Genomic DNA, 15,769 nt, shown 5'->3' on the forward strand with positions numbered 1-15,769 from the left:
CTTTGACAGAGGTGAATGGAATGGAAGATCAAATCAATACGATCACTCCCGAAGAAGTGAAAAGCAAGCTAAAAAAGGGTGAAACAATTTCTCTCATCGATGTTCGTGAGGATGAAGAAGTCGCTCAAGGAAAAATTGCCGAGGCGAAGCACATCAAAATGATGGAAGTTCCCAATCGTTTAGACGAGATCAACAAAGACGAGGAGCATATCCTCATCTGCCGCTCAGGAAAAAGAAGCGAGAATGTAGCTCACTTTTTACGGGAAAACGGTTATAAAGTGAAGAACATGGTCGGCGGCATGATGGCCTATGGCAAGGATTCAGAATAACTATAGTTAAGACATAAAAGAACCGGCTGCTATTGAGCAGCCGGTTCTTTTCATGCGGTTTCATTTTTTTACATAAATTACCTCTATTTTTTCTTCAATAAACTTAACGAATGAGCCGATATAAGAATATAACGACTCTGGGGGATAGAATGCATAAACAAGACCTACTCTATTTTTTCATACTTCTATTCGCAGCCCGCATGTTTATTGAACAAACTGGCTATTTGCAAAACGATCTGGCTGACCTTTTATTTGATGCAGTGTGTGCTCTTATGCTCATATTTATGTATTTCCGGGTTTCTAAAAAACATAAGCAGAACAGCGCTTTTCTTGAAAAAGAAATTGAAGAGCACAAGTCCACGATGGATGAGCTTAGAAAAAGCCGGGAAAGGCTTCAGGATATTTTTGATACGATTGATGTTGCCATCTGGTCACATAATCTTAAACAAAACAAACTGATGATCACCCCGGGAATTGAAAAACTTTATGGATACAGCTTGGATACGTTCATTCAAGATGTTGAACTTTGGAAGAAAGTCATTCATCCCGAAGATTATTCAATCATTGAAAAGAGAGCGAAGAAGATAGCGCACGGAGAAACGGTGACCAGCGAGTACCGTATTACGCGGCCAAACGGAGAAATACGATGGATTCAGGACCGTGGGATACCAATTCTTGACGAATCGGGTGAACTGGTTGACTTCAGTTCAATCCTTTATGATATCACCAATCGAAAACAGGCAGAGAGCACGATTGACCACATGGCTTATCATGATGATTTGACTGGATTGCCGAACAGGCACAGGTTTCAGGAAGTGCTGGAACAGAAAATGTTTGAAGCAGATATCAGCAAAAGCAGGATCGCTGTGATGTTTGTTGATTTAGACCGTTTCAAAATAATAAATGATACGCTCGGCCACCGCTTTGGTGACTTATTGCTTCAGCAGGTTTCCTTTCAGCTAAAAAATCTTGTCCGCCCTACGGACCACGTGTTTCGCCGAGGCGGAGATGAATTTATTCTATTGATTGAAAATACGGACGAAGCGGAAGTGAAACAGCTTTCTTTGCGTATTTTGAATCAGTTTAAAAAGCCCATCCTGATCAGAGGTCATGAGATTTTCAGTACGCTTAGCCTTGGTATCTCCTTTTACCCGGGACATGGACTTGATGTGGACGAACTCATCAAAAATGCTGACACTGCCATGTACGATGCAAAAGAAAAAGGCAGGGATAATTATCAATTTTTCAATGCTGCTCTTAACGAATCAATGAGGGTGAAGATGCATCTGGAGAATGGCCTTCGCAAAGCCGTTCATCGCCAAGAGTTTACCCTTTGTTACCAGCCCTTAATTTACCTGCCGACGGGGCGGATCATTGGTACAGAGGCGTTAATCCGCTGGGAACATCCGGAATTCGGCAACATCCCGCCATCTGATTTTATCCCGGTGGCTGAAGATACAGGGCTGATCATTCCCATTGGTGATTGGGTGATAGAAGAAGCATGCCGGCAAAATAAAGTTTGGCAGAACGAAGGGCATGAAAAACTGGGCATCGCTGTGAATATATCGGTGAAACAGCTGGAGGATCCGGGGTTTCCTGACAGGATAAAAAAGATTCTTGCTTCTTTTGACTTGGACCCCTCTTTTCTTGAACTGGAGATCACAGAAGGGATGATGCAAGACTTTGATTCTTCCATTCCTAATATCAAAAGACTGAAAGATCTAGGTTTAAAAATATCCATCGATGATTTTGGAACCGGTTATTCCTCATTAAGCTACTTAAAGGTACTTCCGATCGACACTTTGAAAATCGATAAATCATTTTTGGATGATAGCCTCGAAAGCTTTCGGGGGCAAGCACTTGTCAAAACGATTATTGATATGGGAATCAACTTACAGTTTAATGTGATCGCAGAAGGCATAGAAGATCGGATGCAGGTGGAATTTTTGCTTTCTCAAGGCTGTTTGATCGGGCAAGGGTATTTTTTCAGCGAGCCGTTATCTCCGACAGAATGCGAAGAATTCTTCCAGAAACATTTATCACCAAGGTGAAAATAAGATAAATTTCATTTTTCCTTGTCGACAAAACGGGGTTCACTCTTCAAAACTAGTGGAGTTTTTACAAAGGATTCGACTTAAGTGATAGGGAAAACATACCCAGGAGGTGCTGGAGTATGCTGAAAATAAAGTTGTTTGATGAAGAACATGAAGCTGATCTGGAAGAAGCAGTTAACGGCTTTTTGGAGAACCTCCATGAATCGAACATCAAAGATATCAAGTATCAGGTTTCGATCAGTGACAGTTTAAGGGAGGAAGAGGAACCTACCATATACTCCTACTCGATAATGGTTATTTATATTGAATAAAAAAAGGGAACTCCCTCAGCATGAGCTGAGGAGTTTCCTTTTCTTAATGTGTTGCAGCATTCGTACCTGCCAAATGTCCGGTAACGAAGGCAACCGTTATGTTATAGCCGCCGGTATAGCCATGCAGATCTAAAACTTCTCCGCAGAAATAAAGTCCTTCTTTCTTCTTTGAGGCCATGCTCTTTGGTTCAATTTCCTTGATGGAAACACCGCCGCCTGTTACGAACGCTTTCTCGATGGAAAGTGTGCCGTTCACTTCAAATGAAAACCGTTTAAGCATTGAGACGAACTGGCGCAGGCTTTGTTTGTTAAGGTGTTCACTCGTCACATCAAGCGATATGTTCGCTTTCTCCAATAAGAACAGCAAATATCGTTCTGGCAGAAAGCCTTTCAGAACATTTTTTATCGCTTTTTTCGGATCTTCTTTTAAGAGGCTATTTACGGATTGAAACAGTTCTTCTTCTTTTTGATCCGGAAAAGAATCAATGGACATCGTTATCGATTTGGTTTCAAACTTTTTCAGTGCTTTTACAACATACTGGCTTGATCGCAGGGCAGCAGGTCCGGAAATTCCGAAATGTGTGAAGATCATGTCCCCTCTATGAGATTTGATCAGCTTTCCCTTCGGATTCCAAACGGAAAGCTCTGCCTGGCGGAGAGAAATACCCTGCAGTGTTTTGGATTTAACAAAAGGTTCGGAAGAGGTGATCGGAACTTCTGTAGGATACAGTTCTGTAATGGTGTGCCCTGCTTTTTTTGCCCAGGCATAGCCGTCTCCTGTTGACCCGGTATGAGGGACCGATTTTCCTCCGACCGCAATAATGACAGCTTTCGCAGGAATGATGGTACCGTTTTTTAGAACAACTTCTTTTACACGATCGTCTGTGTAATTGACGGTTTCTACTGGGGTGTTTGTCCAGATTTTTACGTTCAGTGATTCAATTTTCTTTAAAAGGGCAGCCACAACATCGCCGGCCTTGTTGCTGACAGGGAACATCCTCCCGTTGTCTTCTTCTTTCAGAGCGATACCAAGCCCTTCAAAAAAAGAGATGATGTCTTCATTGTTAAAGATTGAAAACGCACTGTATAAAAAACGCCCGTTGCCGGGGATATGTTTAATAATTTCATCAATCGGGAGCCGATTCGTTACATTGCACCGGCCTCCTCCTGAAATAGCAAGCTTTCTGCCAAGCTTGTCTCCTTTATCAATGAGCAGCACGCGGCTGCCCTTTGATGCTGCAGCGACCGAGGCCATCAAACCGGAAGGACCTCCTCCAATAACCACTACATCATATTTCATGTATGCACCTGCTTCCTTTTATTACAACCAAAAAGATACCATAAATTTTGTGAAATGAAAAACTCTGTCTCGGCAGAGTGCTTATGTTACAATACTAATGTTGTTCAAGAAGATTAAATTAAAGTATGCTTATTTGCAGCACTAAATAGTAGGAGATGGATTCATGTCTCGGTTATTGCGAGGAACGTTAATTTTAACTGCAGCAACATTCTTTTCAAAATTTATCGGATTGATTTATATTGTTCCGTTTAATGCTCTTGTTGGAACAAAAGGTCTTGCACTATACGGATACGCTTATAATCCTTACACGATTCTTCTAAGTATCGCAACGATGGGCGTACCGCTGGCCGTTTCAAAGTTCGTATCAAAATATAACGCTCTCGGCGATTACGCCACAGGCCGGAAGCTGCTGAAATCCGGATTGTTCATCATGACGTTGACCGGCTTTGCCGCATTCCTTGTGCTTTATTTCATCGCTCCCGTGTTATCGTCAAACATCCTTGGAAAACATGGCGGAAACGGAAATACTGTAGATGATATTACCTTTGTTATTCGGATGGTAAGTACTGCTCTGATCTTTGTTCCTTCCATGAGCCTGATCAGAGGTTACTTTCAAGGATTTCAATCCATGGGTCCAACAGCAGTTTCCCAAGTGGTTGAACAGGTTATACGAATATTATTTATTCTTATTGCGAGCTACGTTGTCATGCATGTGCTGAACGGCACCTTGACCACTGCGGTAGGCCTTGCGACTTTTGCAGCGACGGTAGGGGCAGTGGGAGGACTGCTTGTTCTCCTTTGGTACTGGAACAGACGGCGTCCTTATTTGAAAAAAATGTACGAACAGTCCACTGTGGATTCGGGGGTTTCCCTGCCAGCAATATATCGCGAGATTGTTTCGTATGCGGTGCCTTTTGTAGCAGTTGGACTTGCAATCCCGCTCTATAAAATTATTGATCAGTTTACGATTGTTAACACACTGCAGCGGACGGGCTACAGCCAGCCAAAGGCAGAAGATGTATTTGCGATGGTCACACAGACATCACATCAGCTTGTTATGATTCCGGTGTCCCTTGCGACGGCATTTGCTCTAACCCTTATCCCCATCATCACAAAGTCTTATACAGAAGGGGATTATGACGCGTTAAACAAGCAGATCACACAATCTTTTCAGATCACTTTGTTTTTAACAGTGCCAGCAGCAGTCGGTTTATCGGTCCTTGCTTATCCAGCCTATGGAACCCTCTTTACACTCAACGACATCAAGCTGGGCGGCGAGCTTCTGCGCTGGTATTCTCTATCGGGAATATGGTTTGCGATGTTTACGGTTACCGCGGCGATCATGCAGGGTTTAAACCGGCAAAAATACGCGCTGTTCAGTCTTTTAGTCGGCATCTTGTTTAAGCTGACCCTAAACATTCCTCTCATTTATTTATGGAAAGGCGTCGGCTCAATAATTGCAACCAACATCGGGTACACGGTTTCCATTTTAATCAATCTGTATGTGATTAAGAAATATGGAGAATTCTCGTTCAAGTGGGTATTCCGCCGCGCCATCCTGATCATTGCTTTCGGTTTGGCTATGGCAGCCGCTGTTTATGTCATCAAAGCTCCGATTGAAAGTTCATTTCATGGGGTTTATACGAAGACCAGAGGCATTGCCGTTCTGGCAGCTGGCATTCTCTTAGGAGGGCTCGTTTATTTCGCCCTATCCTACAAATCTGGTTTGATACAGATTGTATTGGGACAGCGGTTCAGTTTCCTGAAAAGAAAAAAACAGAAAGCAACGTAAAAAGAAGGTCCTTTATGGGCCTTCTTTTCTGGCATTAATCCTTTTGTTCATCGTACCATTTCAGCTGATTGCCGATACTATAGCCTTCGAGTGGCACTTCAAACTGGAAACCGGCCTTAGCCAGCTCTGGCTGAAGATGTTCTCTGTAAACCCAGCCTCCATGCAAATAAACGGTGCAATCTTCCGGTTTTTCATGATTTAGCAGCTCTTCTACGACTTTCCGCGCCCAATCGTGCTTTTCCTTGGGGGAAAAATTCTTAATCGAAACATTATAGGGCTCGATCCACTGATCCTGAGTAAGAAACCCTTCTTTTGCGCTGTAAAAATAAAATGCGTCATAATTCTGCTTTGCAAAATGAACAGATTTTAAGAACAAAGGACTTATGTATAAATCTATAGCTGCTGCGGGATGGTTCAGTTTCTTTCTGGCAGTCGCCAGCAGGCCGATTTTCCGTTTCATCTAACAATCTCCTCCTATAGTACTAAAATACCCGCGTTTACTAATTATAAAGCAAAATTTTGTAAATTTATAGGAAAATATACTTATAAAAAGAAATGAGGTCAATAAAAAAATGCGAATTGATAAATTATTAGCCACTATGGGATTCGGAACCAGAAAAGAAGTGAAACAGCTTCTGAAGAAAGGTGCTGTCTTCGTGGACGGAGTACCTGTGAAAGACAGCAAGACAAAAGTGAATCCTGAAATGCAGAAGGTAACTGTACACGGAGAAGAAGTGGTCTTTAAAGATACCATTTACCTCATGATGAATAAACCGCCTGGGGTAATATCGGCAACGGAGGATCATGTACAGGAGACGGTCATCGATCTTCTGGAAGAGCAGGATCAGATTCTTTCACCTTTTCCTGTCGGCCGCCTGGATAAAGATACAGAAGGTCTCCTCATACTAACGAATGACGGACAATTGTCCCATTCGCTTTTATCCCCTAAAAAGCATGTACCTAAAACCTATTATGCGAAAATTAAAGGAGTTGTAACACAGGAAGATGTGGATGCGTTCAATGATGGAGTTACTCTTGAGGATGGATACAAGACCAACCCTGGAGCTCTTTCCATTCTCCATTCAGGAGAGGTGTCAGAAATTGAGCTTATCATTACAGAAGGGAAATTTCATCAGGTGAAAAGAATGTTTGAAGCGGTCGGGAAAAAAGTCACCTATTTAAAGCGCATTCAAATGGGAGGACTAAAGCTCGATGAGAAGCTGAAGCTCGGAGAATACAGAGAACTGACAGGAGAAGAACTGGAACGTTTATCGGGGAAAGAGGTTTTTTAAAAGGTAATTTCGGGTAAAAGCTAAAAAAAGGAGGAATGTTTTATGCTATTAAAAGCTAACGATTTACTCGGAAAAAAAGTAAAGCACGCAGAAACAAATGAAGATAACATTGACTTAAATGGCATTCTTCTGAATAAATATGATTTTTCGCTCTGTTACCTGTCGTTTGAGGAAACAGTTCCTGCCGATCCCGGAAATGAAGAATCTTTTGATCCTATTGATAAAAATGTGCTGAACATGCAAGCAGCAACGAGCGGCATCGGTTCACAAAGCACGCCGCTGAGCGGTACAGGCTATCCGGTCGCTGCAAGGTCTTATTATAAAGAAACGTATTATATTCCATGGCACGATATCATTTCATTTGATGACGACATTGTCTACCAAGGTAACGAACGTCAAATCGACGAGCCTGAAGAGTGCATGGCCTCCTCCATATTTGATGGGTGGACGGTTGAAACCATTGACGGAGAAAAAATCGGCAAGATTAAAGATGTCATCCTGGATACCATTTCAAAAAAAGCAGTTGCCCTTGAGATCGCTGAGGGGTTTTGGTCAAAACTTTTAGGTGAAGGCAACAAATACATGCCGATCGCAGGCGAACCAAACTGGGTGGAAGAGAAGTGGGTCGTTGAGCCGGAGCTCAAAGACCACTTGGTGAATGATAAGGATGACATTAAGCCGCTTTTTTAAAGAATAGCAAACAAAAACCCCCTTTCCAGGTGGATGGGGGTTATCTCATTAGAAAAGCACTTCACAAGATGTGATGTCTAGCTGCAGCGCCCTCGAGGACTTAAACGGGGCGCTTTTTGCTTTTCCTAGTTAAGATACTTTTACTTTTTTAGAAGTTGTTTGCCACAAGCCTCTGCTCGGGCTGGTGACCAGGTTGTTATAAGCCAATACATTTAGATCCCTCTGGATAGTGCGCTGCGTAGTCCCAAATTCTTCAACCAATTCTCGTGTTGTACAAGTCCCTTTCCTTTTTATAAAAAGATACATGGATTTTACACGGTTCAACATACGGTTAGTTGAAGGACTCAAAAAACCACTCCCTATACAGTATTGTCGTTCATAATAAATTATAGTAAAAGATCATTAATTTATTATGATAAAATGTTTAAATTTTCATTAAATATGAGATTAAAATAAAAAGCGAAGACTCCACAATCCGGTTCTTCGCTGCTTAGCCATGATTTCATATCATGATTTCTCTCTCTATTTCTCAGGTGATTTGCGGCTTCGCAGCATGTAATGACCGCTTGTTTAATAAACAAAACAAAGCATTCATCGTTTACGTTTTAACAACCACACCTCCTATTTACGCGATATTATACTTTATTTCAGAAAAAAAAGCAAATGAGCAGTCTTTATATCGTCATTATTCTGTGTTTTTTTACCTTTTTGGTAATATAAGCTAAAATAAAGAGTGGTTTTTCGTTTGAACAGTACCTAGTAGTACTGAAACATGAGATGATACATAAGAATTGAATGGAGAAAGGTGAGCAGTATGAAAAATGTAAATTGGAAAGAAGAAATCGAAAAAAGGAAGGAAAATCTGCTTAAGGATACACAAGGCCTGCTGCAGATCAGGAGTGTGCTGGAGGAAGATAAAGCCACTGAAAAAGCTCCATTTGGGCCTGGGATTGAAATGGCCTTGGATTACATGCTTGAACTGGGCAATGCACAGGGTATGCAGACTAAAAATGTTGACGGCTTTGCCGGACATATTGAAATAGGAGAAGGGCAAGAATTAATCGGAATTCTCGGCCATCTTGATGTTGTTCCCGACGGTGATGGATGGACGGTGGATCCGTTCGGAGGAGAGATTAAGGATGGTAAGATCTTCGCCAGGGGTGCCATTGATGATAAAGGTCCAACGATGGCTGCTTTTTACGGGATGAAGATGATAAAGGAACTTGGCCTGCCTTTATCCAAGCGAGTCAGGCTGATTCTTGGAACGGATGAGGAAAGCCTATGGCGCTGTGTGGATCATTACTTTAAGCATGAAGAAATGCCTTCATCCGGGTTTGCGCCGGATGCCGATTTTCCAATTATCCATGCCGAGAAAGGGATGCTTAACATTGATTTAAAGCAGGGAGCTGCCGCCGATAATCGCCAGCATCCTAATGTGCTTGAATCCTTTTCTTCTGGACGCAGGCTCAATATGGTGCCAGATCAGGCGGAAGCTGTGATATCAGGCAGTGAAGAGCTTGAAGAAAGCTTTCAACAATTTTTAAAAAGCCGCAATTTAACCGGTTCCTCCTCCAAAAATGATGTTGGCCTAACTCTAACTCTAATCGGGAAGTCTGCGCACGGAAGTACGCCTGAATTCGGTGTGAATGCGGGAGTCTTGCTTGCTTCATTTTTATCTGGATCAGATCTTGATGAACAGGGAAAAGCCTACATTGGTTTTGTTAAGGATCATCTTGGGAGCATTTCAGGTGAAGAGCTTGGAATTAAGGCAGAGGATGATGTTAGCGGAATTTTAACGTTAAATCCAGGGGTGTTTGATTACAGCCGGGAAGCCGGAGGGACCATCGGTTTGAATATCAGGTATCCTGTCAAGCATTCAGGAGAAACGGTATTGAATACACTTCAAAAACTGGTGGATGTAAAAGGTTTTTCCCTAGAGGTGACAAAGCATACGAAGCCTCATTTTGTAGATGAAAATCATGAGTTGGTTCAGACATTAAAAAAGGTGTATGAAGAACAAACGGGCCAGCCTGGTAATCCTATCGCTATCGGAGGCGGGACATACGCACGATCATTAGAAGCGGGTGTGGCGTTTGGGGCATTATTTCCTGGGAGGGAAGATGTTGCTCACCAAAAAGATGAATACATGTTCCTGGACGATTTATTCAGTGCTGCAGCCATTTATGCACAGGCTATTTATGAATTGGCCAGATAATCTGTGTCCATACGTTTGATTGAGAGAAAAGGGATTGGGGAGAAGGGACAAAAGTGGTTAGTCAGAAAAGAACTTCTTTAAGCCTGAAAGGTTTTTATTTATTTACTTTCTTTGCCTTTGGAAGCTTGTTTCCTTTGCTCGGTGTTTACTTTAAGGAAGAGGCCGGGCTTTCGGGAACTGAGATCGGTACGTTAATGTCATTGAGCCCTATAGTGATGATTTTTGCGCAGCCGATGTGGGGAATTATTACAGATTATACGAAAAAGCCGAAGCATGTACTCGCTGTATCGCTTCTTCTTACGGGATTAATCGGCTATGCCGTGCTGTTTATTGGCACGTACGATTGGCTGTTCATCATACTGATCCTGCTGGCGTTATTTCAAAGTGCGATCGTACCGATATCAGACAGTATTCTTTTGAATTACGTAAACCAGACAAAGCAGGAGTACGGGAATTACCGGCTGTTTGGGGCGATTGGTTTTGCAGTAGCTGTATTCATTATGGGGAAGTTATCGGAGATGTCGGGCATTTCCATCATCTTTTATTCGTTCGCTCTAAGCTTGCTTCTTTGTTTGCTGCTGATTAGAAGCATGCCCAGAGAAGGTGAGCTGCTGAAAGTGGATTTGCGTTCCGGCATTTCTGCGTTGATTAGAATGCCGAGGTATATGGTATTTTTAATAACCACCTTTCTTATTTTTGGTCCTATCTTTGCGAACAATTTTTATTTCAGCTTTTATATCCAGGGAATTGGCGGAACCCTGACTGGAGTAGGTATAGCATTCCTGCTTGCGGCCGGCAGTGAAGCTCCATTCATGAAACTGTCGGGCATCGCACTGAGAAAGTATGGTGTTATCCAAATCATGATGTTTGCGGCAGCGGTTTCTGGTTTAAGATGGACCTTTTATTTCTTTCAGCCGTCAATCACTGTTGTGCTCTTAACGACTGTTGTCCAGGGCTTTTCCGTTGGTTTGTTTATTCCGGCGGCGATGGAATACATCCGGGAGAATACTCCCTCTGATGTGCGGGCTACAGCGGTTTCCTTATATACTGCCGTAGGTAATGGACTCGGTTCATGGTTCTGTACGTTTATGGGAGGCATGATCTTTGATAAGTATTCAATCTTTAACACCTATCTTTTCTTCGGTATTCTTTCTTTTGCAGGCCTCTTTATGATTGGAATATTAATGCGGCTGCAGTCCAGAGATAAGCTTGGAATGAGTTCTGGAGTATAAAAAGACGGCTCATGATCCCACATGTGGACCTTGAGCCGTCTTTTTTCTTTTTATTCGAATTGGAACAGATCAGTGGATAGATAACGCTCTCCAGAATCACAGGTGATACAGACAACAACGTCATCCTTGGAAAGCTTTTTGGCGGTTTGAACGGCACCATAGACTGCTGCCCCGGATGATGGGCCAACGAGGATGCCTTCTTCTGCAGCGAGTCTTCTGACAGTCGTATAAGCCGGTTCATCCTCTACTTTTATAATTTCGTCATAGACGTTCTGATTTAAGATTGACGGTATAAAACCAGGGCTGGTTCCTACCAGCTTATGTTTGCCAGGTTTGCCTCCTGATAAAACAGGAGAACCCGCCGGCTCTACCACATGCACTGTCATGTCGGGGAAAGCCGCTTTTAGTGTTTCGCCAGTCCCGGTAATGGTACCTCCCGTGCCGGCAGGAGCAACGAAGGCGCTCAAGGGCTTTTTCAGCTCTTGCATCGCTTCAATGATTTCAACGGCAGTGGTTGTGCGGTGGGCATCTGGATTCGCAGCGTTTTCGAACTGCATTGGCATAAAACTGTTTTCAGGGTTTTCGGCCAGCAGTTCTCTTGCCTTATTGATGGCCCCAGGCATCTTTTCGTCTCCTGGTGTGAGCACGACTTCTGCACCATAAGCTTTGAGAAGATTGATTCTCTCGGCCGTCATTGTATCTGGCATAACGATCACTGACTTGTACCCTCGGGCTGCCGCGTTCATCGCCAGACCGATTCCCGTGTTTCCGGATGTCGGTTCAATAATCGTATCCCCAGGTTTTAATTGACCTGATTTTTCCGCTTCAATGACCATGTTATAGGCAGCCCTGTCCTTTAGGCTCCGGCTTGGATTATAATATTCGAGTTTCACGTAGATGGAGGCCCCGTCTGGGTCAGGTATATGATTCAATCGGACAAGAGGAGTATCTCCAATTAATTCGGCTATGTTTTGAACAACTTTCATGATGATTTGCACATCCCTGTCTTTAACTAATTACAAAAAGTATAACAAATCCAACTTTTAAAATAAAACATGAAAGCTTTTGGATGGTTGTACAGTGATGCTTTTTGGTAAAATAGGAATAATTCCTTTTTAATGGAGATGAAAGAATGTATGAATAGACATATTTTTGCTGCCGTTCCAATTCCTTCTCATGTGAAACGCACGATTGGTGAAATATCCGAAGTGCTCAAAGAAAAGATTCCTTTTAAACAATGGGTTCATCAAGAGGATCTGCATCTGACGCTGGCTTTTCTTGGACAAACCAGTCAAAATCAGCTTATCAATCTAAAAGAATCGTTTCATATGAATATTCATGATCTTCCATCTTTTTCTCTCACGGTATCAAGAGCAGGATTTTTCGGCAAGCTGGGCCAGCCCCGTATATTCTGGCTCGGAGTAGAAAAAGAGGCGGGCCTTTTTACTTTGCAGAGAACGGTACACGGCCTTTGCCAGAAAGCGGGCTTTCCGGTAGAAACCAGGCCGTATTCTCCCCATATTACTATTGCTAAGAGGTGGGGGGACGCTGAAGCCTCCATAAATAGCGTTTTTGATAAAAACATGATCGATCCGGTTGCCGGGCTGACGTTTGAAGTTCGCTCCATTGTGCTTTACGAAACTCACCTGGATAAAGTGCCTAAGTATAATGTCATCGAAGAGTTTAATCTTAAAGGAGAGGACGAACATTGAAAGCCTTTGTGATTGTATTTCAGATTGGTGTTTTGTATTTGTTTCATATGCTAGGTGTTTGGATATCAGAAAGCTTGCATTTATTCATTCCGGGAAGTGTTGTCGGAATGATTTTATTGTTTATAGCCCTCTGTACAGGGAAATTTAAAAGCACCTGGGTGAGCGCGGGTGCGCAATTTATGCTAGCCTATCTGCCGCTGTTCTTTATCCCTGTCACTGTAGGAATCATGAACTATCCAACCCTTTTTTCCGTGAAAGGACTGCTGCTCATTGCAGCAACGGCGGTATCTACGTTATTAGTTGTAGCTGCCACGGGCTGGTCGAGTGAACGTCTCATGTCAAAGAAGGAGTCTGTCAGCAATGTTCTGGACTAGTCTTATTTTTATTCTCATAACTGTGCTCCTTTTTATCGCTATGAAAAAGGTATATAAAAAATGGAACTCGCCTTTTCTTATCCCTGTTCTGACAACGACGTTTGTCATGATCCTGCTACTTCTTTTCACTCATATTCCATATGAGAAGTATATGGCAGGAGGAAAATGGATTGAAGAGCTGCTCGGACCCGGTGTGGTAGCTCTCGCTTATCCTCTGTATTTATACAGAGAAAGTTTAAAACGCCACCTTGTATCCATAATTGTAGGCGTATTTACAGGTACCCTTGTAGGTGTTCTTACTGTTTTTCTCTTTGCCAGTGCGATCGGAACGAACAAAAGGATCATACTCTCCATGCTTCCGAAATCTGTAACCACACCAGTGGCGATGGAAATTGCCCGATTAACCCATGGCTCACCTGCGCTTGCTTCTGTTTTTGTGATAATTGCCGGAATTTCCGGTGCCGTTTTTGCGCCAAGGTGGTTCAACTGGCTGAGGCTGAAGACTCCCCTGGCCAGGGGATTAGGAATTGGAACGTCATCCCATGCAATCGGCACATCCAAAGCGATGGAGTTCGGTGAAGAAACAGCGGCATATAGCTCAGTGGCAATGGGATTGAGCTGCATTATTGCTTCCGTTCTCGTGCCGCTTTTTGCGGCATGGTTTTTATAGAATCACCTTAATATAAAAAGGAGAGGGAGATGGCATTTGGCTCAGCTCGTAAAACTTGAAGACTATGTGTCTCGGTATGAATTAAATCTTTATCACTACCAGAGCCGATTTGTTGCGCTGAAAAAAAGGCGGGCTGAAGAAGGGAAGAATCAAAGGACTTCCATTTCAAGAAAGATTTTTACCTCCCAGCTTAAGTGGGCAAGCTCGACGGTTAAAGAATTCTCAAAATTGGACCCATGCTATTTGAACGACGAACAGCTGCAATTTTTAACTACTAAAATTCCGGATAGCTATTTTTTATTTTACAAACCAGCTATCCTGCATAAAGCGGCACCGGTAGAATTGGAAGTCATTCTGGCTGGGCCGGGGGCGATCTGGTGTATCGTGCTGCTGGAGGGGAAAGATGCCATTTATCATGAGGACACAAAACACTTTTGGAAGCGTACTGATGATGGCCAGAAGAGTAAAAAGGTAGTCAATCCTTTTATCGCACTGGAAAGAATGGATTTTGTGCTTAAGCCTTATCTGGAGCCCTTCAAAGACAGGCTGCATTTGAAAAAAGCAGTTTTATGCCAGAACGGTTATGTAGATATCCCGCCGAAATGGAGTGATGTCCAGGTGGTCGATAAGCGTACCTTTGGTTCCTGGTATACCAAAGTGGCTGGTGATCCAAGCCCGCCGAAGAGCCACCAATTAAAATTCATCGATGCCCTGCTAAAGGCTTCTGTCACCAACTCCCTTCTGCAGCCGGAATGGGAAGGAAACAGCAGATTAGAGGAGTAATGACGGTCTATGTCGAATTCTATCTTATTCATATTTAAAGGATAAGGACTGCAAATGAAACTCTATTTATTTATTATTCATGCAAACAATAAAAAGGCTCAAAAAACCTGGAAGGCCGTAAAAAAGATTCTTTCAGCCGAGGATGTTCCTTACCGCTCCTACTATACGGAGAGTGAGGGTCATGCGCTTGAAATTGCCAAAAAGATCTCCTACATTAATCGGGATCAGATCAAAGCTATCATTACGGTAGGCGGGGATGGGACCATCCATGAAGTAATCAACGGACTGAAGGATATGCCTGAAGTACCGGTAGGCTTTCTCCCAGGCGGATCTGGCAATGACATTATTCGGGGGTTGGGGTTCAATAAGAAAAAGAGTCTGGCCTATATTTTAAAAAGACGCCTTTTAAATAAACGGAACCCTAATAAAGTCATTGACGCAGGGGTTCTCAGCTTTCCAGGGAATAAAAGACGAAATGAATTATTCGTGAGTACAGCCGGAATCGGGTTTGACGGGGAAGTGACCAAGCTGACCAATCGATCATGGTACAAGAAATGGTTCCAGCGCTTCGGTGCAGGAAACTTTGCCTATACCGTAAGCATGTTCCGTCTTCTTTTTTCCTATACACCGGTCGATGCTGCCGTTACTGTGGATGGCTGCGAGCACCAGTTTTCATCGGTTTGGCTGATCGCTGCCGGCAATATGCCCTATTACGGGGGCGGAATGAAAATATGCCCTTCTGCAAGACCGGATGATGGCCTGCTTGAGCTGTGTATCGTCCACGGCCTGCACCCATTAAAGCTGCTATTTCTCTTTGTTACAGTATTCTCGGGTAACCATAAGGAGCTGGATGGTGTAACCATTCTCGAAGGAAGACGGATCTACATAGCAAGTAAAGAGCCGTTAACGGTTCAGGCGGATGGAGAATTGCTCGGCACAACCCCTGTTGAATGTTCCGTCATTCCCTCTGCACTGTCTATAAAAGTATAATTTCGCGGGAAAGTTGAGCAAAGTG

General features: G+C 43.1%; 17 protein-coding genes. 13 read left to right on the plus strand and 4 right to left on the minus strand.

The genetic code is table 11. The annotated features are described in order from the left end of the window. Window positions 1-20: 20 nt before the first annotated feature. From OKX00_RS07145 to OKX00_RS07155, 3 genes are all read left to right on the plus strand, one after another. Window positions 21-329 (plus strand): rhodanese-like domain-containing protein, encoded by a 309-nt coding sequence (locus OKX00_RS07145; protein ID WP_265409937.1) that lies wholly within the window; start codon window positions 21-23, stop codon window positions 327-329. 149 nt (window positions 330-478) lie between these two features. Then, window positions 479-2,380, plus strand: a complete 1,902-nt coding sequence (locus OKX00_RS07150; RefSeq protein ID WP_265409938.1) for a putative bifunctional diguanylate cyclase/phosphodiesterase — start codon at window positions 479-481, stop codon at window positions 2,378-2,380. A gap of 122 nt (window positions 2,381-2,502) precedes the next feature. Continuing rightward, window positions 2,503-2,694 carry a sporulation protein Cse60 gene (locus tag OKX00_RS07155; protein WP_053357502.1) on the plus strand — a complete coding sequence of 64 codons (192 nt, stop codon included), beginning with the start codon at window positions 2,503-2,505 and terminating at the stop codon, window positions 2,692-2,694. Window positions 2,695-2,737: 43 nt separating this feature from the next. Here OKX00_RS07155 and OKX00_RS07160 read toward each other — a convergent pair whose 3' ends face one another. Then, a complete protein-coding gene (locus tag OKX00_RS07160) occupies window positions 2,738-3,994 on the minus strand; it encodes a BaiN/RdsA family NAD(P)/FAD-dependent oxidoreductase (RefSeq protein WP_265409939.1) in 1,257 nt (418 codons plus the stop codon). A gap of 163 nt (window positions 3,995-4,157) precedes the next feature. Here OKX00_RS07160 and OKX00_RS07165 point away from each other — a divergent pair, with 163 nt between their 5' ends. After that, on the plus strand, window positions 4,158-5,786 hold the full coding sequence (locus OKX00_RS07165; protein ID WP_265409940.1) for a putative polysaccharide biosynthesis protein: 1,629 nt from the start codon (window positions 4,158-4,160) through the stop codon (window positions 5,784-5,786). 34 nt (window positions 5,787-5,820) lie between these two features. Here the strand turns inward: OKX00_RS07165 and OKX00_RS07170 are convergent, their stop codons facing one another. After that, complete coding sequence (locus OKX00_RS07170) at window positions 5,821-6,246, minus strand: DUF6884 domain-containing protein (protein WP_265409941.1); 426 nt, start codon at window positions 6,244-6,246, stop codon at window positions 5,821-5,823. A gap of 112 nt (window positions 6,247-6,358) precedes the next feature. Here OKX00_RS07170 and OKX00_RS07175 point away from each other — a divergent pair, with 112 nt between their 5' ends. Together OKX00_RS07175 and OKX00_RS07180 are read left to right on the plus strand one after the other, a co-directional pair. Next, window positions 6,359-7,078, plus strand: a complete 720-nt coding sequence (locus OKX00_RS07175; RefSeq protein ID WP_265409942.1) for a pseudouridine synthase — start codon at window positions 6,359-6,361, stop codon at window positions 7,076-7,078. 42 nt (window positions 7,079-7,120) lie between these two features. Further along, on the plus strand, window positions 7,121-7,768 hold the full coding sequence (locus OKX00_RS07180) for a PRC-barrel domain containing protein (RefSeq protein WP_265409943.1): 648 nt from the start codon (window positions 7,121-7,123) through the stop codon (window positions 7,766-7,768). Window positions 7,769-7,897: 129 nt separating this feature from the next. On the opposite strand, the gene OKX00_RS07185 is transcribed toward OKX00_RS07180, so the two are convergent. Beyond that, on the minus strand, window positions 7,898-8,116 hold the full coding sequence (locus OKX00_RS07185) for a DeoR family transcriptional regulator (protein WP_265409944.1): 219 nt from the start codon (window positions 8,114-8,116) through the stop codon (window positions 7,898-7,900). A 466-nt stretch (window positions 8,117-8,582) separates the two neighbouring features. On the opposite strand from OKX00_RS07185, the gene pepV reads away from it, so the two are divergent. Next, on the plus strand, window positions 8,583-9,983 hold the full coding sequence (gene pepV, locus OKX00_RS07190; protein ID WP_265409945.1) for a dipeptidase PepV: 1,401 nt from the start codon (window positions 8,583-8,585) through the stop codon (window positions 9,981-9,983). Between the two features lie 53 nt (window positions 9,984-10,036). After that, the gene (locus OKX00_RS07195; RefSeq protein ID WP_265409946.1) at window positions 10,037-11,215 is read left to right on the plus strand and encodes an MFS transporter; all 1,179 of its coding nucleotides are present in this window, start codon (window positions 10,037-10,039) and stop codon (window positions 11,213-11,215) included. A 50-nt stretch (window positions 11,216-11,265) separates the two neighbouring features. Here the strand turns inward: OKX00_RS07195 and cysK are convergent, their stop codons facing one another. Then, window positions 11,266-12,201, minus strand: coding sequence for a cysteine synthase A (gene cysK / locus OKX00_RS07200; protein ID WP_053357510.1), 936 nt, complete (start codon window positions 12,199-12,201; stop codon window positions 11,266-11,268). A gap of 150 nt (window positions 12,202-12,351) precedes the next feature. Between cysK and thpR the strand changes: the two genes are divergently transcribed. From thpR to OKX00_RS07225, 5 genes are read left to right on the plus strand one after another with little or no spacing between them, the layout of a single operon-like run. After that, window positions 12,352-12,927, plus strand: coding sequence for an RNA 2',3'-cyclic phosphodiesterase (gene thpR, locus OKX00_RS07205; protein ID WP_265409947.1), 576 nt, complete (start codon window positions 12,352-12,354; stop codon window positions 12,925-12,927). Next, window positions 12,924-13,301: a CidA/LrgA family protein gene (locus OKX00_RS07210; protein WP_265409948.1), complete on the plus strand. Its 378-nt coding sequence runs from the start codon at window positions 12,924-12,926 to the stop codon at window positions 13,299-13,301. The genes thpR and OKX00_RS07210 overlap by 4 nt, the downstream gene beginning before the upstream one ends. Continuing rightward, entirely contained in the window at window positions 13,288-13,971 is a 684-nt protein-coding gene (locus OKX00_RS07215; RefSeq protein ID WP_265409949.1) for an LrgB family protein, read from the plus strand. Before OKX00_RS07210 ends, OKX00_RS07215 begins: the two co-directional genes overlap by 14 nt. Before the next feature lie 36 nt (window positions 13,972-14,007). Further along, window positions 14,008-14,754, plus strand: a complete 747-nt coding sequence (locus tag OKX00_RS07220) for a hypothetical protein (RefSeq protein ID WP_265409950.1) — start codon at window positions 14,008-14,010, stop codon at window positions 14,752-14,754. Window positions 14,755-14,808: 54 nt separating this feature from the next. After that, on the plus strand, window positions 14,809-15,744 hold the full coding sequence (locus OKX00_RS07225) for a diacylglycerol/lipid kinase family protein (protein ID WP_265409951.1): 936 nt from the start codon (window positions 14,809-14,811) through the stop codon (window positions 15,742-15,744). Window positions 15,745-15,769 lie beyond the last annotated feature (25 nt).

The sequence above is a fragment of the Fictibacillus sp. KU28468 genome (assembly GCF_026153615.1).
Classification (GTDB): domain Bacteria; phylum Bacillota; class Bacilli; order Bacillales; family Fictibacillaceae; genus Fictibacillus_C; species Fictibacillus_C marinisediminis.